The organism is Streptomyces lichenis (assembly GCF_023218175.1).
Taxonomy (GTDB): domain Bacteria; phylum Actinomycetota; class Actinomycetes; order Streptomycetales; family Streptomycetaceae; genus Streptomyces; species Streptomyces lichenis.
Genome location: NZ_JALPTH010000027.1, coordinates 1 through 16,613, shown reverse-complemented (window position 1 = coordinate 16,613; position 16,613 = coordinate 1). Strand labels below are relative to the sequence as shown.

13 protein-coding genes are annotated in these 16,613 nt (G+C 74.6%); 7 read left to right on the top strand and 6 right to left on the bottom strand.

The window, feature by feature from the left end; translation table 11 throughout:
• Window positions 1–15: 15 nt before the first annotated feature.
• Genes M1O15_RS24160 through rsmH form a run of 3 tightly spaced genes read right to left on the bottom strand, consistent with a single transcriptional unit; the run spans window position 16 to window position 3,576 of the window.
• Window positions 16–1,944, bottom strand: a complete 1,929-nt coding sequence (locus tag M1O15_RS24160) for a peptidoglycan D,D-transpeptidase FtsI family protein (protein ID WP_248636253.1) — start codon at window positions 1,942–1,944, stop codon at window positions 16–18.
• Window positions 1,945–1,948: 4 nt separating this feature from the next.
• Window positions 1,949–2,581: a cell division protein FtsL gene (gene ftsL, locus M1O15_RS24155; protein WP_248636252.1), complete on the bottom strand. Its 633-nt coding sequence runs from the start codon at window positions 2,579–2,581 to the stop codon at window positions 1,949–1,951.
• A 35-nt stretch (window positions 2,582–2,616) separates the two neighbouring features.
• Window positions 2,617–3,576, bottom strand: coding sequence for a 16S rRNA (cytosine(1402)-N(4))-methyltransferase RsmH (gene rsmH, locus M1O15_RS24150; protein ID WP_308282393.1), 960 nt, complete (start codon window positions 3,574–3,576; stop codon window positions 2,617–2,619).
• 402 nt (window positions 3,577–3,978) lie between these two features.
• Between rsmH and M1O15_RS24145 the strand changes: the two genes are divergently transcribed.
• The 4 genes from M1O15_RS24145 to M1O15_RS24130 all read left to right on the top strand — a co-directional run bounded on the left by M1O15_RS24145 (window position 3,979) and on the right by M1O15_RS24130 (window position 9,805).
• Window positions 3,979–4,527, top strand: a complete 549-nt coding sequence (locus tag M1O15_RS24145; protein ID WP_248636250.1) for a beta-class carbonic anhydrase — start codon at window positions 3,979–3,981, stop codon at window positions 4,525–4,527.
• Between the two features lie 285 nt (window positions 4,528–4,812).
• Entirely contained in the window at window positions 4,813–5,832 is a 1,020-nt protein-coding gene (locus tag M1O15_RS24140; RefSeq protein WP_248636249.1) for an AAA family ATPase, read from the top strand.
• Between the two features lie 158 nt (window positions 5,833–5,990).
• Window positions 5,991–7,379, top strand: a complete 1,389-nt coding sequence (locus M1O15_RS24135; RefSeq protein WP_248636331.1) for a DUF58 domain-containing protein — start codon at window positions 5,991–5,993, stop codon at window positions 7,377–7,379.
• Entirely contained in the window at window positions 7,376–9,805 is a 2,430-nt protein-coding gene (locus M1O15_RS24130; RefSeq protein WP_248636248.1) for a transglutaminase TgpA family protein, read from the top strand. Before M1O15_RS24135 ends, M1O15_RS24130 begins: the two co-directional genes overlap by 4 nt.
• A 572-nt stretch (window positions 9,806–10,377) precedes the next feature.
• Here the strand turns inward: M1O15_RS24130 and M1O15_RS24120 are convergent.
• From M1O15_RS24120 to M1O15_RS24110, 3 genes are all read right to left on the bottom strand, one after another.
• The gene (locus M1O15_RS24120; RefSeq protein WP_248636247.1) at window positions 10,378–10,785 is read right to left on the bottom strand and encodes an SCO2097 family morphological protein; all 408 of its coding nucleotides are present in this window, start codon (window positions 10,783–10,785) and stop codon (window positions 10,378–10,380) included.
• Window positions 10,786–11,062: 277 nt separating this feature from the next.
• Window positions 11,063–11,821 carry a methyltransferase gene (locus M1O15_RS24115; protein WP_248636246.1) on the bottom strand — a complete coding sequence of 253 codons (759 nt, stop codon included), beginning with the start codon at window positions 11,819–11,821 and terminating at the stop codon, window positions 11,063–11,065.
• Between the two features lie 64 nt (window positions 11,822–11,885).
• A complete protein-coding gene (locus M1O15_RS24110; protein ID WP_248636245.1) occupies window positions 11,886–12,377 on the bottom strand; it encodes an SAV_6107 family HEPN domain-containing protein in 492 nt (163 codons plus the stop codon).
• Window positions 12,378–12,725: 348 nt separating this feature from the next.
• Here M1O15_RS24110 and M1O15_RS24105 point away from each other — a divergent pair, with 348 nt between their 5' ends.
• From M1O15_RS24105 to M1O15_RS24095, 3 genes are read left to right on the top strand one after another with little or no spacing between them, the layout of a single operon-like run.
• Complete coding sequence (locus tag M1O15_RS24105) at window positions 12,726–13,610, top strand: ATP-binding cassette domain-containing protein (protein WP_248636330.1); 885 nt, start codon at window positions 12,726–12,728, stop codon at window positions 13,608–13,610.
• Window positions 13,582–15,831, top strand: coding sequence for a YhgE/Pip domain-containing protein (locus M1O15_RS24100; protein ID WP_248636244.1), 2,250 nt, complete (start codon window positions 13,582–13,584; stop codon window positions 15,829–15,831). The genes M1O15_RS24105 and M1O15_RS24100 overlap by 29 nt, the downstream gene beginning before the upstream one ends.
• Before the next feature lie 11 nt (window positions 15,832–15,842).
• The gene (locus M1O15_RS24095; RefSeq protein WP_248636243.1) at window positions 15,843–16,454 is read left to right on the top strand and encodes a TetR/AcrR family transcriptional regulator; all 612 of its coding nucleotides are present in this window, start codon (window positions 15,843–15,845) and stop codon (window positions 16,452–16,454) included.
• The last annotated feature ends 159 nt before the right edge of the window (window positions 16,455–16,613 follow it).

Genomic DNA, 16,613 nt, shown 5'->3' with positions numbered 1-16,613 from the left:
TGGCTCCCGCCCGGCTCACTGGCCGGGTTCGAACGTGACCGGCATGTGCGGGGGTTGCTTGCCGGTCGGTGCGATGTACAGGGTCTTGAGGGCGAACTCCATGACCTGCCGGTAGACGGGGCCGCAGATCTGGCCGCCGAAGTAGCTGCCCTTGGTGGGGTTCTGGATGGCGCAGTAGACGGTGAGCCGGGGCTGGTCGGCGGGGGCGAAGCCGGCGAAGGAGGCGGTGTAGCCCTTGTAGCGGCCGAGTTCGGGGTCGACGCGGTTGGCGGTGCCGGTCTTGCCGGCGACCCGGTAGCCGGGGATGGCGGCCTTGGTGCCGGTGCCCTCCCGGTCGTCGACCACCGACTCCAGCATGGCGGCCAGGGTGGTGGCGGTCTTCTCGCTGACCACCCGGGTCTTCTTCGGCGCGGGCGCCGGGGTGAAGCGCCCGTCGGCGCCGCGGGTGCCGCGGACCAGGGTCGGCTCGATGCGCCGGCCGCCGTTGGCGATGGTGGAGTAGACGGAGGCGGCCTGCATGGCGTTGACGGACAGGCCCTGGCCGAAGGGGATCGTGTACTGCTGGGAGGTGGACCACTTCTTCGGGGCGGCCAGGATGCCGGGGGTCTCGCCCGGGTAGTCGAGTCCGCTGGGCCGGCCGATGCCGAACTTCCGCAGATAGGAGTGGAGGATCCGGTTGGACTCGGCCTGGTCCTTGCCCAGCTGGCCGGTGGCGAGGATGGTGCCGATGTTGCTGGACTTGGCCAGCACCCCGTTGAGGGTGAGGTACCAGGTGGGGTGGTCGATGTCGTCCTTGAACAGCCGGTCGCCGCGGTGCAGCCGGTTGGGCACGGTGACATGGGTGGAGGGGGTGGCGGCGCCCTCCTCCAGTACGGCGGCCATGGACATCACCTTGGCGGTGGAGCCCGGCTCGTAGGCGTCCTGGAGGGCGGCGTTGCCCATGGCGGCGGAGTCGGCCTGGGAGAGGTCGTTGGGGTCGAACCCGGGCGAGTTGGCCATGGCCAGCACCTCGCCGGTGCGGGTGTCCTGGACGACGACATAGCCGCGGTCGGCGGCGGACTCCTCGACCTGGCGGCTGATGGCCTGCTGGGCGGCCCATTGGATGTCCCGGTCGATGGTCAGCTCGATGTCCGAACCGGGCACGGCCGGGGTCTCGTTGGCGCCCACGGTGGGCACCCGGCGGCCCCCGGACTGCGCGTACTTGGCCTTGCCGTCCCGGCCGGCCAGCTGCTCGTCCAGCATGGACTCCAGGCCGCCTCCGCCGCGGCCCTCGGCGTTGACATAGCCCAGTATCCCGGCGGCCAGCGCCCCGTTGGGGTAGACCCGCTTGCTGCTGGGCTCGTTGAAGACGCCGGCCAGCACGCTGACCCCGCTGCCGCCCTTCGCCTTGCCCTCGCGGGCCTTGCGGGCGTAGACGCTCTTCAGGTCCCGGATCTGGTTCCAGACCTGCGGGGTCTGGCGGCGGGCGAGCAGCGCGTAGCGGGAGCCGGGCGCCTTGAGCTTCTTCACCAGCTCCCCGGAGTCCAGGCCGAGGATCGGGGCGAGCAGCGCGGCGGCCTGCTCGGGCGCGTCCGGGGCCTTGGCCTCCTTGGGCGTGAACATCTTGGGGTCGGCGGTGATGTCGTAGGCGTCGACGCTGGTGGCGAGGGCCACCCCGGCGCGGTCGGTGATCTCGCCGCGCTCGGCGGAGAGGGTGATCTCCTGGTAGCGGTTCTTCTCGGCCTTGGCCGCGTAGGCGTCGGCGTCCAGCGCCTGCACCTGGAGCAGCCGGACCGTGAAGACCAGCATGACCAGGGTCAGTCCGAGGCTGACCAGCCGCAGCCGGGGCCGCGGGTTGCCGAGCCGCAGGGTGCCGGGGCGCCCCTGCCGGGGCCGGCGGGCGGCCGGGCGGGGCGCCCGGGCCGGGGCGGGCACCCGGCGGCGCGGGGGCTGGGTGGTCGGCACTGCGTCACCTGCCGGGCGTGGTCGGGAGGGCGGACGGGGCGGGGCCTTGCCCTGGCGCGGGCGTCCCGCCGGGCGGGGGTGCGGCGCCGGGTGGCCGCGTTACGGGTTGGGGGCGGCCGGGTGGGTCCGGTGCGGGCTGCTCCGGTGCGGCGCCGGGGGCCGGCACCGGGCGCTGTCCGCCGGTCTGCGGGGCGGTGGCGGCGCCCGGCGGGGCCGCGGGGCCGCCGGTACCCGGGAGCGCGGCCGGGTCGGCGGGGGGCGGGGACGGTTCGGCGGTGGCCCGGCTGGGCTTGCCCCGTACGGTGCCGTCGGGGTCGAGGAAGGCGGGGCTGCCACCGGGCACCATGCCGAGCTGGCGGGCCCGGCGCTCCAGCGCGTCGGGGGCGGAGCGGCCGTCGACCTCGCGCTGGAGCTCCTGCTCCTCGTCGGTCAGCCCGGTGGTCCGCTTCTTCAGCTCGCTGAGCTCGAACGAGCCCTGGTTGAGCGAGGAGTTGAGCAGCAGCAGGGTGATCAGCCCGCCGCCGAGCAGGACCACCACCAGCAGGACGAAGGGGGTACGCGCGGCGGTGCTCGGTCCGGACGGCAGCAGCCGCGCCAGCCGGCCGGCCCGCCCCCCGAGGGGTCCAGCTGTGGTCACCGCTCCTCCTTACTCCGCCTCACCGTCAGGGGCGCTCACCGATGGTCCTCCCTGATCCGCTCGGCGCCGCGCAGCCGGGCCGGGGCGGCGCGCCGGTTCTCGGCGATCTCCTCCTCGGTGGGGAGTTCGGCGCCGCGGGTCAGCAGCTTCAGCCGGGGCTGGTACTGCTCGGGGACGACCGGCAGTCCGGGCGGCGCGGTGGTGGCGGCGCCGGCCGAGAGGACCTGCTTGACCAGCCGGTCCTCCAGGGAGTGGTACGACAGGACGGCGATCCGCCCGCCCACCGCGAGCGCCGCGACGGCGGCCGGGACGGCGCTCTCCAGCACCGACAGCTCGCCGTTGACCTCGATGCGCAGGGCCTGGAAGGTGCGCTTGGCGGGGTTGCCGCCGGTGCGCTTGGCGGCCTGCGGCAGGGCCTCGCGGATGAGCTCGACCAGCCGGGCGCTGCGGGTGAAGGGCTCCTTCTCGCGCTCGCGCACGATCGCCGAGACGATCCGCTTGGCCTGCTTCTCCTCGCCGTAGGCGCGCAGGATGCGGACCAGTTCGCCGGCCGGGTAGGTGTTGAGGACCTCGGCGGCGCTGACGCCGGCCGTCTGGTCCATCCGCATGTCGAGCGGGGCGTCCTGGGCGTAGGCGAAGCCGCGGTCGGCCTCGTCCAGCTGCATGGAGGAGACGCCGAGGTCGAACAGGACGCCCTGGACGCGGGGCAGGCCGAGCCGGCCGAGGACCTCGGGCAGCTCGTCGTAGACGGCGTGCACCAGGGTGGCGCGCTCCCCGAAGGGGGCGAGCCGCTCACCGGCCAGCCGCAGCGCCTCCTTGTCCCGGTCCAGCGCGACCAGCCGGGCCTCGGGGAAGCGGGTGAGCAGCGCCTCGCTGTGCCCGCCGAGGCCGAGGGTGCAGTCGACGACGACGGCGCCCGGGCGCCCCATCGCGGGGGCGAGCATGTCCAGGCACCGCTGGAGCATCACCGGGACATGTCGGGACGGGGGGGTCACAGCGCCCTCTCAGGGATCGGGCCCGGCCGTTACGCCTGCGGGTCGGCGCCCGAGGGAGCCCGTGGCCGGCGCCGGAAGGGTCGGCCGGTCCGGCGAGCGGGAGCCGAGCCGTGCGTATCGCCGCGCACGCGGGGGAGAAACCGCGGATTCGCTGGGATTCGCTCGATTGTCTCCGTAAGAACTGCGCGTCACTCTAGTCCACCGCCCCGCACGGTCAATCAACCGCCTCTCGCGTGGCGGCCGCCCCTCACCCGGTCCGGCCCCGTCGGGCCGCGCGCCCGGTGTGCGCCCCCGCTCACCTCCGTGCGTCCTGTGTGTTGGCTCACAGCGGGGGCGCGTTGAGGTTCTTTGTCCGCATCCCACACCGCGCTGCCCGCCGGGCTGACCAGTAACGTCTGTGCCATGTCGACTCCTGCTTCCGCGCACTCCGCTCCCTCCGCGGCACCCGACGCCGGCACGGTCACGGACCGCCTCGTCGAAGCCAACCGGTCCTACGCCGGCGAGTTCACCGATCCCGGCATGGACGCCCGGCCGGTCCTGAAGGTCGCCGTGGTGGCCTGCATGGACGCCCGTCTCGACCTGCACGCCGCCCTCGGCCTCGAACTGGGCGACTGCCACACCATCCGCAACGCCGGCGGTGTGGTCACCGACGACGTGATCCGCTCGCTCACCATCAGCCAGCGCGCGCTGGGCACCCGCAGCGTGGTGCTGGTGCACCACACCGGCTGCGGCCTGGAGCAGCTGACCGAGGACTTCCGGCACGACATCGAGCGCGAGGTCGGGCAGCGTCCGGCCTGGGCGGTGGAGGCGTTCCGGGACGTGGACCAGGACGTGCGCCAGTCGATGCAGCGGGTGCGCACCTCGCCGTTCCTGATCAGCACCGAGGATGTGCGGGGCTTCGTCTTCGACGTGAAGACCGGCCTGCTGCGCGAGATCACCCCGGCCGTCTGAGCCGGCGGCCGGTACACGGCCTCCCGAAGGCCCGGTCCGATCATCGGACCGGGCCTTCGGCACAGGAACGCTCCCAGGTCGGGTGACCGTTCCAGCCACCGCAAACACGGCGCACCCGGCAAATCGCCCGCGGTTGTCCACAGGCGAGTGACACGGACGGGCCAGGGCAACAAGAATGCTCGAAAGGCACCGCCCTTCGAGTGATCCGGGTCCGGTGTCCGTGTTTCTGGATGGGCCGGTGCCGTCAGCCTCGCACCCGCCCATGGACGGGCCGAGGAGGGCCGTGTGACGACCTACGACGACCGAGCGAGCCTCACCGATCTCACCACCACGGCGGACCGGATCCGCCGCTCGGTGGAGAGCGTGATCGAGGGCAAGCCCGAGGTCGTTCGGCTCTCGCTGACCGTGCTGCTGGCCGAGGGACATCTGCTCATAGAGGACGTTCCCGGGGTGGGCAAGACCATGCTCGCCAAGGCGCTGGCCCGGTCGATCGACTGCTCGGTGCGACGCATCCAGTTCACCCCGGACCTGCTGCCGTCGGACATCACCGGAGTGTCGATCTACGACCAGCAGCGCCGCGACTTCGAGTTCAAGCCGGGCGCGATCTTCTCGCAGATCGTGATCGGCGACGAGATCAACCGCGCCTCCCCCAAGACCCAGTCGGCGCTGCTGGAGTCGATGGAGGAGCGGCAGGTCACCATCGACGGGCAGAGCTACGAGCTGCCCAGCCCCTTCATGGTGGTGGCCACCCAGAACCCGGTCGAGATGGAGGGCACCTATCCGCTGCCGGAGGCGCAGCGGGACCGCTTCATGGCCCGGGTCTCCATCGGGTATCCGAGCCCCGAGGCGGAGCTGCGGATGCTCGATGTGCACGGGGCTCTCTCCCCGCTGGACGACCTCCAGCCGGTGGCGCACGCGCACGAGGTGCTCAAGCTGGTGGAGGCGGTGCGCGGGGTGCATGTGGCGGAGGCGGTGCGGCGGTACGCGGTGGAGCTGGTCGCCGCCACCCGGACCCACCCCGACCTGCGGCTCGGCGCCTCGCCGCGGGCCACCCTGCATCTGCTGCGGGCCGCGAAGGCGTCCGCCGCCCTGGACGGCCGGGAGTACGCGCTGCCGGACGATGTGCAGGCGCTGGCCTCCGCCGTGTTGGCGCACCGGCTGCTGCCGACCGCCCAGGCCCAGCTGAACCGGCGCACCTCCGAGCAGGTGGTGCACGAGATCGTCCAGCGCACCCCGGTGCCCTCGGCGGCGCCGCCGGCGGCCCCGCTGTTCGGCCGGCAGCACCCCGGGGCGCGGCGGCCGTGATGGCGGCCGCACGCCGGAGTTCCGCCGCCCGGGCCGGTGAGGCCGTGACGGATGCGGCCGGGACCGGTGAGTCGCAGACGGGTGAGCCCCGGACCGACGGGACCCCGACCGACGGGACCCGGGCCGATGGGACCCGGGCCGGTGGGGCGCCCGGCGGGCTGCGGACGGCCCTGCGCGGGCTGACCACGCGCGGGCGGTCCTTCCTGGCGGCCGGGATCGCCGCCGGGGTGTGCGCCTATGTCCTCGGCCAGAGCGACCTGCTGCGGGTCGGGGTGCTGCTCGCGGTGCTGCCGCTGGTGTGCGCCGCGGTGCTGTACCGCACCCGCCACCAGGTGGCGGCGGCCCGGCGGCTGACGCCGCGGCGGGTGGCGGCCGGCGAGGAGGCCCGGGTGCACCTGCGGCTGGACAACGTCTCCCGGGTGACCACCGGTCTGCTGATGCTCCAGGACCAGGTGCCCTACGTCCTCGGGCCCCGGCCCCGCTTCGTGCTGGAGCGGGTGGAGGCGGGCGGCCGGCGCGAGGTGTCCTACCGGGTCCGCTCCGACCTGCGCGGCCGCTATCCGCTGGGCCCGCTCCAGCTGCGGCTGAGCGACCCGTTCGGGATGTGCGAGCTGACCCGGGCGTTCAGTGCCCACGACGACCTGATCGTGGTGCCGCGCACCGAGCCGCTGCCGCCGGTGCGGCTGGCCGGCGACGGCGCGGGGTACGGCGACGGGCGGCAGCGTTCGCTGGCCCTGGCCGGCGAGGACGACGTGATCCCGCGCGGCTACCGGCACGGCGACGACCTGCGCCGGGTGCACTGGCGCTCCACCGCCCGGCACGGCGAGCTGATGGTGCGCCGGGAGGAGCAGCCGCAGCGGGCCCGCTGCACGGTGCTGCTGGACACCCGGCGGACCGCCTACCGGGGCGCCGGGCCGGGCTCGGCGTTCGAGTGGGCGGTGTCCGGGGCGGCCTCGGCGGTGGTGCACATGCTGGGGCGCGGTTTCGCGGTGCGGCTGCTCACCGACGAGGGCAACGCGCTGCCGTCGGAGAGCGTGGACGGCTTCGCCGCCGCGGCGCAAGACTCCGCGGAGGCGGCCGGGCTGATGCTGGACACCCTCGCGGTGCTGGACCACTCCGAGGGCTCGGGGCTGTCCCGGGCGTACGACGCGCTGCGCGGCGGCGGTGAGGGGCTTCTGGTGGCGTTCGTGGGCGATCTGGACGAGGAGCAGGCGGCGGTGGCCGCCCGGATGCGGCACCGCGGCGGCGGCGCCGTGGCGTTCGTGCTGGACAGCGGCGCCTGGGCGCACGGCGGCACCGGCGGCCACGCGCTCGCGGAGCGGCTGCGCACGCTGAACGAGGCCGGCTGGTCGGCGGTGGCGGTGCCCCCCGGCGCGGCCCTGGCCGAGCTGTGGCGGCACCTGGGCCCGGGCGGCCTGGGCGGCCCGGCGGCGTCCCCGGCGTCCTCCATGTATTCGGCGTCCTCGGCGTCCTCGGCGTCTTCGACCGCGGGCGGACCGGCTTCCGTCGGCTCCGTTCCCGGCGGTACGCGGGGAGGTCGGTCATGAGGGGCCGGGTGCGGCTGGTGCTCGCGGCGTACGCGGCGACGCTGCTGGCGTCGGGTGCCCTGCTGCCGCTGATCTCCTCGGAAAGCTGGCTGCTGGAGGCGGCGGCGCTGCTGGCCGTGGTCTCCGCCACCGGTGTGCTGGTGCGGCTGCTGTCGGCGGCCCGGGTGCTCACGGTGGCCGCGCAGGGCGTGGTGGTCCTGCTGCTGCTCACCGTGGTGTTCGCCCGGGACCGGGCGGTCGCCGGATTCCTGCCCGGGCCGGACGTGGTGGCCCGGTGGAGCGCCCTGCTGACCGAGGGTGCGGAGGACGTGGGGCGGTACGCGATACCGGCGCCGCCGACGGAGGGCATCCGGCTGATGCTGGTCGGCGGGGTGCTGCTGGTGGGGCTGGTGGTGGACGCGCTGGCGGTGACCCTGCGCACCGCCGCTCCCGCGGGGCTGCCGCTGCTGGCGCTGTACTCGGTCGCCGCGGGGCTGTCCGGCGGCGAGGCGGTCTGGATGTGGTTCCTGCTGGCGGCGGGCGGCTATCTGCTGCTCCTGCTGGCCGAGGGGCGCGACCGGCTGGCCGGCTGGGGCCGGGTGCTGGGCGGCGCCGAGTCCGCGCGGCCGGCCGGCGGCTCCGGTCCGTTCTCGGGCCGCACCGGGCCGCCGGTGCGCTTCGGGCGGCGGATCGGTGTGCTGGCGCTGGGCGCCGCGCTGGCGGTGCCGGCCGCGCTGCCGTCGCTGGACGGGGGGCTGCTGGGCGGGGTCGGCGGCCAGGGCGGTTCCGGCGGCGGGGGCACCATCTCGGCGGTCAACCCGCTGGTGTCGCTCCAGGACAACCTGGTCCAGCCCGAGGACCGGGAGGTGATCCGCTACGCCACCAACGCGAAGGACACCTCCGGGATGTATCTGCGCATGGTCGCCATGGACGAGTTCGACGGCACCACCTGGCGCACCTCCCGGCGCGGCATCGAGGACGTGCCGGAGGTGCTGCCCCGCCCCGACGGGCTGAGCGGGGCGGTCGCCACCCGGGAGGTCACCACCAACCTGGTCGTCAGCGACTACTTCGAGCCGAACTGGCTGCCCATGCCGTTCCCGGCCTCCCGGGTGGACATCGACGGCCGCTGGCGGTTCGAGCCGGCCGGCCGGCTGATCGTCGGCGACAAGGGCCAGACGGCGCAGGGTGAGAAGTACATGGTGCGCAGCCTGGTGACCGAGCCGACCCGCGAGCAGCTGGCCGCCGCGGCGCCGGCGCCCGAGGAGCTGCGCCGTGAGTACACGGCGGTGCCGGACTCGCTGCCCGCCGACGTGAAGGACACCGCGCTGGAGGTCACCCGGGGCGCGGCCAACGACTACGAGCGCGCGGTGAGGCTCCAGAACTGGTTCACCTCGGAGGGCGGCTTCCGCTACGACGTGAAGGTCTCCTCCGGCACCGGCGTGGAGGCCATCTCCCGCTTCCTCAAGCAGCGCGAGGGCTTCTGCGTCCACTTCTCCTTCGCCATGGCGGCGATGTCCCGGACGCTGGGCATCCCGGCCCGGGTGGCGGTCGGCTTCACCCCGGGCACCTCGCAGTCCGGCGGTCTGATGTCGGTCGGCATCCGGGACGCCCATGCCTGGCCGGAGCTGTACTTCGAGGGCGTGGGCTGGACCCGCTTCGAGCCGACGCCGTCCCGGGGCAGCGTGCCGGAGTACACCCGGGCGGTGTCCCCGGCGGATGAGGCCCCGGTCCCGGTCCGGCCGGAGGAGTCCGAGGCGGCGGTGCCGTCCCGGGCCCCGGAGCGGGAGGAGAGCTGCCCGCCCGGGGTGACCGGGATCGCGGGCTGCGGCCCCGAGAAGGAGCAGGACGCGGCACCGGCCGCCGACTCCGGCTTCCCCTGGTGGCCGGTCCTGCCGATCGCGGCCGGGGTGGCGCTGCTCGTCATCCTGGCGCTGCTGCCCCTGCTGTGGCGGATCCGGATACGGGCGCGGCGGCTGGGCGGCTCCGCCGGGCGCACCGAGCAGGACGCGGCCGCCCGGACCCTGGCCGTGTGGCAGGAGGTGGAGGACGCCGCCTGGGACCACGGCATCCCACCGGACGGCGCCCTCACCCCGCGCCGGGCGGCCGAGCGGATCGTCCGCCAGGGCCGCCTGGAGGACGAACCGGCGGCCGCGGCGCACCGGCTGGCCGGTGCGGTGGAGCAGGTCCTCTACGCCCCGCACCCGCGCCCCGCGGGCTCCCTGGCGGACGACGCGGCCCGGGTCCGCACCGGACTGGCCGCCTCCGCCGACCGCGGCACCCGGATACGCGCCCTGCTCCTGCCCCGGTCCTCGGCCCGGGTGCTGTGGGCGCTGTCCGACCGCCGCCGGGCCCTGGCCGCCCGCTGGTCCCGCACCCGCCGCCGCCTGACCGCCCGCCTGGCCACCGCCACCCGCCCCCTGGCCCTCCCGGGCCGCCGCCGGGGGTAGGACGCGGGAAGGGTGCACCGGGACGAGCCTGATGAGCCTGCTCCGGCGCACCCTCGGGCGGGGTGCAGGCCGGTGGGCACTCGGGCGTGGGCCGGTGGGCACCCGGGCGGAGGCCGGTGGGCATCCCGGGCGGAGGCCGCTGCGCCCTCGGGCGGAGGCCGGTGGGCACCCCCGGCGGAGGCCGCTGCGCCCTCGGGCGGAGGCCGGTGGGCACCCCCGGCGGAGGCCGCTGCGCCCTCGGGCGGAGGCCGGTGGGCACCCCCGGCGCAGGCCGCTGCGCCCTCGGGCGGAGGCCGGTGGGCACCCCCGGCGCAGGCCGGTGGGCACCCGGGGCCCACGGGTGCGCACCGTTCCTCCGGCGGCTGTCTGTGCCCCGCCCGCGCGGGAGGCTTCGCTCACCCTCGCCGCGTCCCCGGCGGCGCGGTCGGTGAGCGTGGGCGCACACGTCTGTGGGGCGGCCACCGAAGTGGCCGCCCCACAGGCGAAGTCATGGTGCCGAGGGCCGTACGGACGGAAGCCGTCCACACCCCGCACCGACGGGGGTCGTCACCGGCGTGGTGCGCGCCCCGGGCTCACTGGCCCTGTTCGTCGCGGCGGCGCTGCCAGCGCTCCTCGATCCGGTTCATCATGGAGCGGCGCTGCCGGGACTGCCGGCCTCCGCCGCCCTGCTGCCGGCCCTGGCCGGGCGCGGCCTGGGCCTCGCCGGGCTTGGGGGCCTTGCGCCATCCGGTGACCGCGAGGACCGCGCACCCCAGCATGACGAGGAAGCCCACCACGCTGATCCAGATCTGCTGGGCGACCATTCCGGCCATGAGGAGGGCGATACCCACCAGGAAGCCTGCGACCGCTTGGTAGACCCGTCGCCGGGTGTACGTACGCAGCCCGCTTCCCTCGAGCGCTGTCGCGAACTTGGGATCTTCGGCGTACAGCGCTCGCTCCATCTGCTCGAGCATGCGCTGCTCGTGCTCCGAGAGCGGCACGGAGTCCTCCTCGTCGTCGGTCGCTGGGGGCGACCGGTATGCGGCCCTTCCAGGATAGGCAGGGAATCGCCCCCGTGAAACCCGCCCTCGTGCCTTTCACCGCTGGGACCGCCATGCCGGTACGGCCGGTGAGGTTGTGGTTCCCCGTCCTGCGTTCCGTCATGCCCGAGTGGTGTCCCTCGATCATACGGGGCTTCGGGCCCGCACGGGTGGCGTGTGGCGTACTCCATGTGCGGCTGCGCCGCAGGTCGGCGCCGGTCGCCGGGCGCGGTGAGGGTCAGCCCCGGCGTTCGCCCAGTACGTGCAGCTGAGTGGCGACCGAGCGGAAGGCGGGCAGCTCGGCGGCGGCCGCCTCCAGCTTCAGCAGGGCTTCCACGGCTCCCGGCTCGGTGTCGACCAGCACTCCGGGCACCAGGTCGGCGAAGACCCGCACCCCGTGCACCGCCCCCACCTCGACGCCCGCCGCCCGCGCGGCCTCGGTCAGCTGCTCGGCGGTGAAACGGCGCGGAACCGGGTCGCCCTCGCCCCAGCGGCCGGCCGGGTCCTCCAGGGCGCGGCGGGCCTCGGTGAAGTGCCCGGCGAGCGCCCGGGCCAGCACGGCGCCGCCCAGTCCGGCGGCCAGCAGGCTCAGGATGCCGTCGGGCCGCAGCGCCGCGACCGCGTTGCGCACGCCCTCGGCGGGGTCGTCCACGTACTCCAGGACACCGTGGCAGAGCACCGCGTCGAAGCCGCCGCGCTCGACCACGTCGAACAGCCCGTGTACATCGCCCTGCACGCCGCGCACCCGGTCGGCCACCCCGGCCTCGGCGGCCCGGCGCTCCAGCGCGAACAGCGCGTTGGGGCTGGGGTCCACCACGGTGACCCGGTGGCCCAGGGCGGCCACGGGCACCGCGAAGTTGCCGCTGCCGCCGCCGGTGTCGAGGACGTCCAGGCTGTCCTGGCCGGCGGCCTTGACCCGGCGGTCGAGGGCTTCCGCCAGAACGTCCCACACCACGGCGGTACGGAGGGAGGCGCGGGGGCGCTGGGGGTCCGACACGGCAGTTGACTCCTCGGGACAGATTGCGGACTCCCCCACCCTATGGCCTGCGGGCCTGGTCCGATCACCCGTCCTGGGCGGCTCCCCCGCGCGGCGCCGGCACCGGGCGCGGCGCCACCGGCTCCGGTCGCAGCAGCCGCTCCACGATGCGCAGGAACCGCCCGGCGTCGCGGATCAGGTCGTCGGCCTCGCGGCGGTCGGCCGCGCCGTCTATGCCCGCCTCGGCCCGGGCCCGCCGGTCCGCCCCCGAGGCGAACAGGGCGCTCCACTCGGCCAGCTCGGGCGCCGACTCGGGCAGCACCTCCCAGGCGCTGCGGATCCGCTGCCGCCCGCGCGCGGTGGTCTCGGGGCGGCCGCGGGCGGCCAGCACGGCGGCGGCGGTGCGCAGCGCGGCCAGATGGGCCGCGGCGTACCGCTCGTTGGACGTCTCCAGCACGGCGGCCTCGTCCAGCCCGGCGTGGGCCTGGGCGAGGAGGTCGAGGGCGGCGGGCGGCGCCGTGGAGCGGCGTACCACCGGATGGACATCGTTCGCCGTGGCGCGGGAACCAGCGGACATGACGAACCTCCTGTCGTCGTGTGACGGCACTGTGGCCGACTGTGTCCATCGTGCCCGCCCCCACTGACAATCCACCTTGACCAGCGGTTTTGCCTCAACTCCCCGTTCGGAGTAGTTTTTGGACTGACCAGTCAGTTCAAAAAGGGGTGGGGGTGCAGGCCGGTGGCGGGACGGACCGGAGGCGGCCGCATACGCGGTACGCGCGGCACGTTGGTGAAGAGGGGCGGCGGCCCATCGGCGCGGACCGGTGAAAAGCGGGACGCGAAGCCGGAGTCGGGACCGAACCCGGGGGCGGAGTCGGGGGCGGACTCGGGGCCGGGTGCGACGGTCGTCGCCCGGGGCTTCGGACTGAAGGGTCCGCGCGGCTGGGCCTTCCAGGACGTGGACGTGGCGGCACCGGCCGGGGCGCTGGTGGCCATCGAGGGGCCGTCAGGCTCCGGCCGCACCTGCCTGCTGCTCGCCCTCACCGGCCGGATGCGCGCCACCGCGGGCCACGCCGAGGTGGGCGGGGTGCCACTGCCGAAGAAGATGGGCAAGGTCCGGCGGATCAGCGCGCTCGGCCCCGTGTGCGGAGTCAGCGACCTCGACCCGGCGTTCACCGTCGCCGAGCACCTGCGTGAACGGGCCCTGCTCCAGCGCCACTTCACCGGCTCCCCGCTCGACCTGCTGCGGCCACGCGCCACCCGGGCCGCCGCCCGCGCCCGTGTCACCGCCGCCCTGGAGGCCGCCGGGCTCGACCCCGCCGCCCTGCCCAAGGGCGAGCGGACCTCCGTACGGGACCTGGAGCGGCTGGAGGGCCTGCGGCTGTCCCTCGCCCTCGCGCTGATGGCGCAGCCGCGTCTGCTCGCCGTGGACGACACCGACCTGAAGCTCTCCGGCACCGACCGCGAGGCGGCCTGGGAGCTGCTGCGGTCCATCGCGGCGTCCGGGATCACGGTGCTCGCGGTGTGCAGCGAGGCGCCCGCCGACGCCCTGGTCGTCCGTACCGTGACCGACCGGCCGGACACCGGCCGCACCGACGCCTCACCGACGCCGGAAGAGGCGGCACAGCCGGAGAAGGCGGAGGCGCCGAAGGCCGCGGCCGTCCCGGAAGGCGCCGAGGACACCGAAGCCGAGCCGCGTCCGCAGCCGCAAGAGCCGCACCAGACCCAGAAGTCGCAGCAGACCCAGAAGACACAGACCCAGGACGAGGAGGGGGCGGCCGATGCGTTCGCCGAGACTGGCCGCGCTTGAGCTGAGGCGGTTCGGCCGCGGGAAGCTGCCGCGCGCCGCGCTGGTCGCCATCCTGCTGCTGCCGCTGCTGTACGGCGCGCTGTACCTGTGGTCGTTCTGGGACCCGTACGGCCGGCTGGACAAGCTGCCGGTCGCGCTGGTCAACGAGGACAAGGGCGCCAAGACCGGTGGTGAGAAGCTCAACGCGGGCGACGAGATCACCAGGAACCTGCGGGACAGCAAGGTCTTCGAGTGGCACGAGGTGAGCGACGAGGAGGCCCGGGAGGGCGTCGAGGAGGGCCGCTACTACCTGTCGCTGACCATGCCGAAGGACTTCAGCGAGCGGATCGCCTCCAGCTCCGGTGACTCCCCGGAGACCGGGGCCCTGCGGGTGCGGACCAACGACTCCAACAACTACATCGTCGGCCAGATCTCCCGCACGGTGTTCTCCGAGATCCGCACCGCCGCCTCCACCAAGTCGTCCCGCTCCTTCCTGGACCGGATCTTCATCTCCTTCTCCGACATCCACGACGCCACGGAGAAGGCCGCCCAGGGCGCCGACGACCTCAAGAACGGCACCGAGAAGGCGAAGAAGGGCTCCAAAGACCTCTCCGACGGGCTGACGGACGCCAAGAAGGGCAGTGGCGAACTGGCCGGCGGCATCACCCGGCTCACCTCCGGCGCCGCCGAGCTGACGTCCGGCTCGCGGCAGGTGGCCGACGGCACCCAGCTGCTCGCCGACCGGGTCAACCGCGCGGCCGGCGAGGCCCGCCCGTACCTCAAGGACAACGGCGCGCAGATCGGCCGGTCCGCCCAGATGGTCGCCGACTTCTCGCAGGGGCTGCGGAACAACCTCGACCTGATCGTGAAGTGGGGGCCCACCGGCCGGGAGAACGCCCATAAGGCCTCCGACGACCTGAACACCGTGTACCGGGAGCTGTGCGTCGACAAGACCCTGCTCGGCAAGGCCAAGGCCATCACCGGCGGCACCGGCACCGGCAAGACCCCCGGCGCGGACGGCCCGAGCGCCACCGCCGGTACGGGCGAGTCGGCCGGCACCGGCGGCCAGCTCCCCGAGGTGCCCGGCGTACCGGTGACCGAGGGCCTCACCCAGGCCGACGTCGACGCCCAGGTCTGCCCCAAGCTGGCCAAGGCCAAGACGGCGGCCGCCGACACCGCGCGGGTCGCCGACGACGTACACGAACTGGCCAAGGACTCGAACGGCGACATCGGGAAGCTGGACGCGCAGCTGAAGGACGTCCAGACCAAGGCCCAGGCGCTCGCCCGGCGCGCCCCGCACCTGGACGAGGACCTGGCGTACGCGGTCACCAAGGTGAACGAGCTCAACGACGGCGCCCGCAAGGTGGCCGACGGTGCGGGCGCCCTCTACGGCGGGCTGGCCACCGCCAAGTCCGGCTCGGCCGACCTGGACAGTGGAGTCGGCCGGCTCAAGCAGGGCGCGGGCGACCTGGACAGCGGGATGTTCCGGCTGGTGGACGGCTCGACCGAGCTGGCCGGCGGGCTCAACGACGGTGTGGGCAAGATCCCGGACTACGGCAAGGACGAGCGGGACCGGCGTACCGAGGTGATGGCCGACCCGGTGAAGCTCGCCTCGCAGTCGCTGTACAAGGCGCCCAACTACGGCACCGGCTTCGCCCCGTACTTCATCCCGCTCTCCCTCTGGGTGGGCGCCATGGTGGCGTACATGCTGATCCAGCCGCTCAACCGGCGGGCGCTCGCCGCCGGGGCCGCGGCCTGGCGGATCGCGCTGGCCGGCTGGCTGCCGGTGGCCGCGATCGGGCTGGTCCAGGTGGCCGCGCTGATGTCGGTACTGCACTGGGGGCTCGGCCTGGAGATGGCCAGGTCCGCCGCGACCATGGGCTTCCTCGCCCTGGTGACCTGCTGCTTCGCCGCGATCATCCAGTGGCTGAACGCCCGCTTCGGGGCCGCCGGGCGCATCCTGGTGCTGGCACTGCTGATGCTCCAGCTGACCTCCGCGGGTGGCACCTACCCGGTGCAGACCAGCCCCGGCTTCTTCAACGCCATCCACCCCTGGCTGCCGATGACCTACGTGGTCGAGGCGCTGCGCCGGCTGATCAGCGGCGGCGGGATGGAGCCGGTCTGGACGGCCTCGGCGGTGCTCGCCGCGTTCACCGCCGGTGCGCTGGCGCTGACCGCGATCTCCGCCCACCGGCGCCAGGTGTGGACCCTGGACAAGCTGCACCCCGAGCTGAGCCTGTGAGAATCGACACCATGGAAACCCGCAGCAGCACCAGACGGCAGGCCACCCGCACCAAGCTGTACGAGGCCGCCGTGACCCTCATCGCCGAGCAGGGTTTCTCGGCCACGACCGTGGACGAGATCGCGGAACGCGCCGGGGTGGCCAAGGGCACCGTCTACTACAACTTCAAGAGCAAGAGCGAGCTGTTCGAGGAGTTGCTGCGGCACGGAGTGGGGCTGCTGACCGCCTCCCTGCGCCAGGCCGCCGAGGACACGGTGGCCGGGGGCGGGACCCGGGTGGAGGCGCTGGACGCGATGATCCGCGCCGGGCTGCTCTTCATCCACCGCTACCCCGCCTTCACCCAGCTGTACGTGGCCGAGCTGTGGCGCACCAACCGGGCCTGGCAGTCCACCCTGCTGGTGGTCCGTCAGGAGGCGGTCGCGGTGGTGGAGACGGTGCTGCGGGACGGGGTGGCCGCGGGCGAGCTGAGCGAGGAGATCGACATCCCGCTCACCGCCGCGGCGCTGGTCGGCATGGTGCTGGTGGCCGCGCTCGACTGGCAGGCCTTCCAGCCGCAGCGCTCACTCGACGACGTCCACGGCGCCCTGTCCCTCCTCCTGCACGGCCGCGTCAGCGGCCACTGACCCCGGCCCCGGCCCGGGACCGCGAACGGCGGCGGAGTCGGCGAACGGCGGTGGACACCGCGAACGGCGGCGCCGGGGTGGTGGGCTCTCCCCCAAGAGCCCCACCACCCCGGCGCCGCCGGTCTTCCCCCGTCTCCCCCGTTCTCTCCCCCGTCCCCC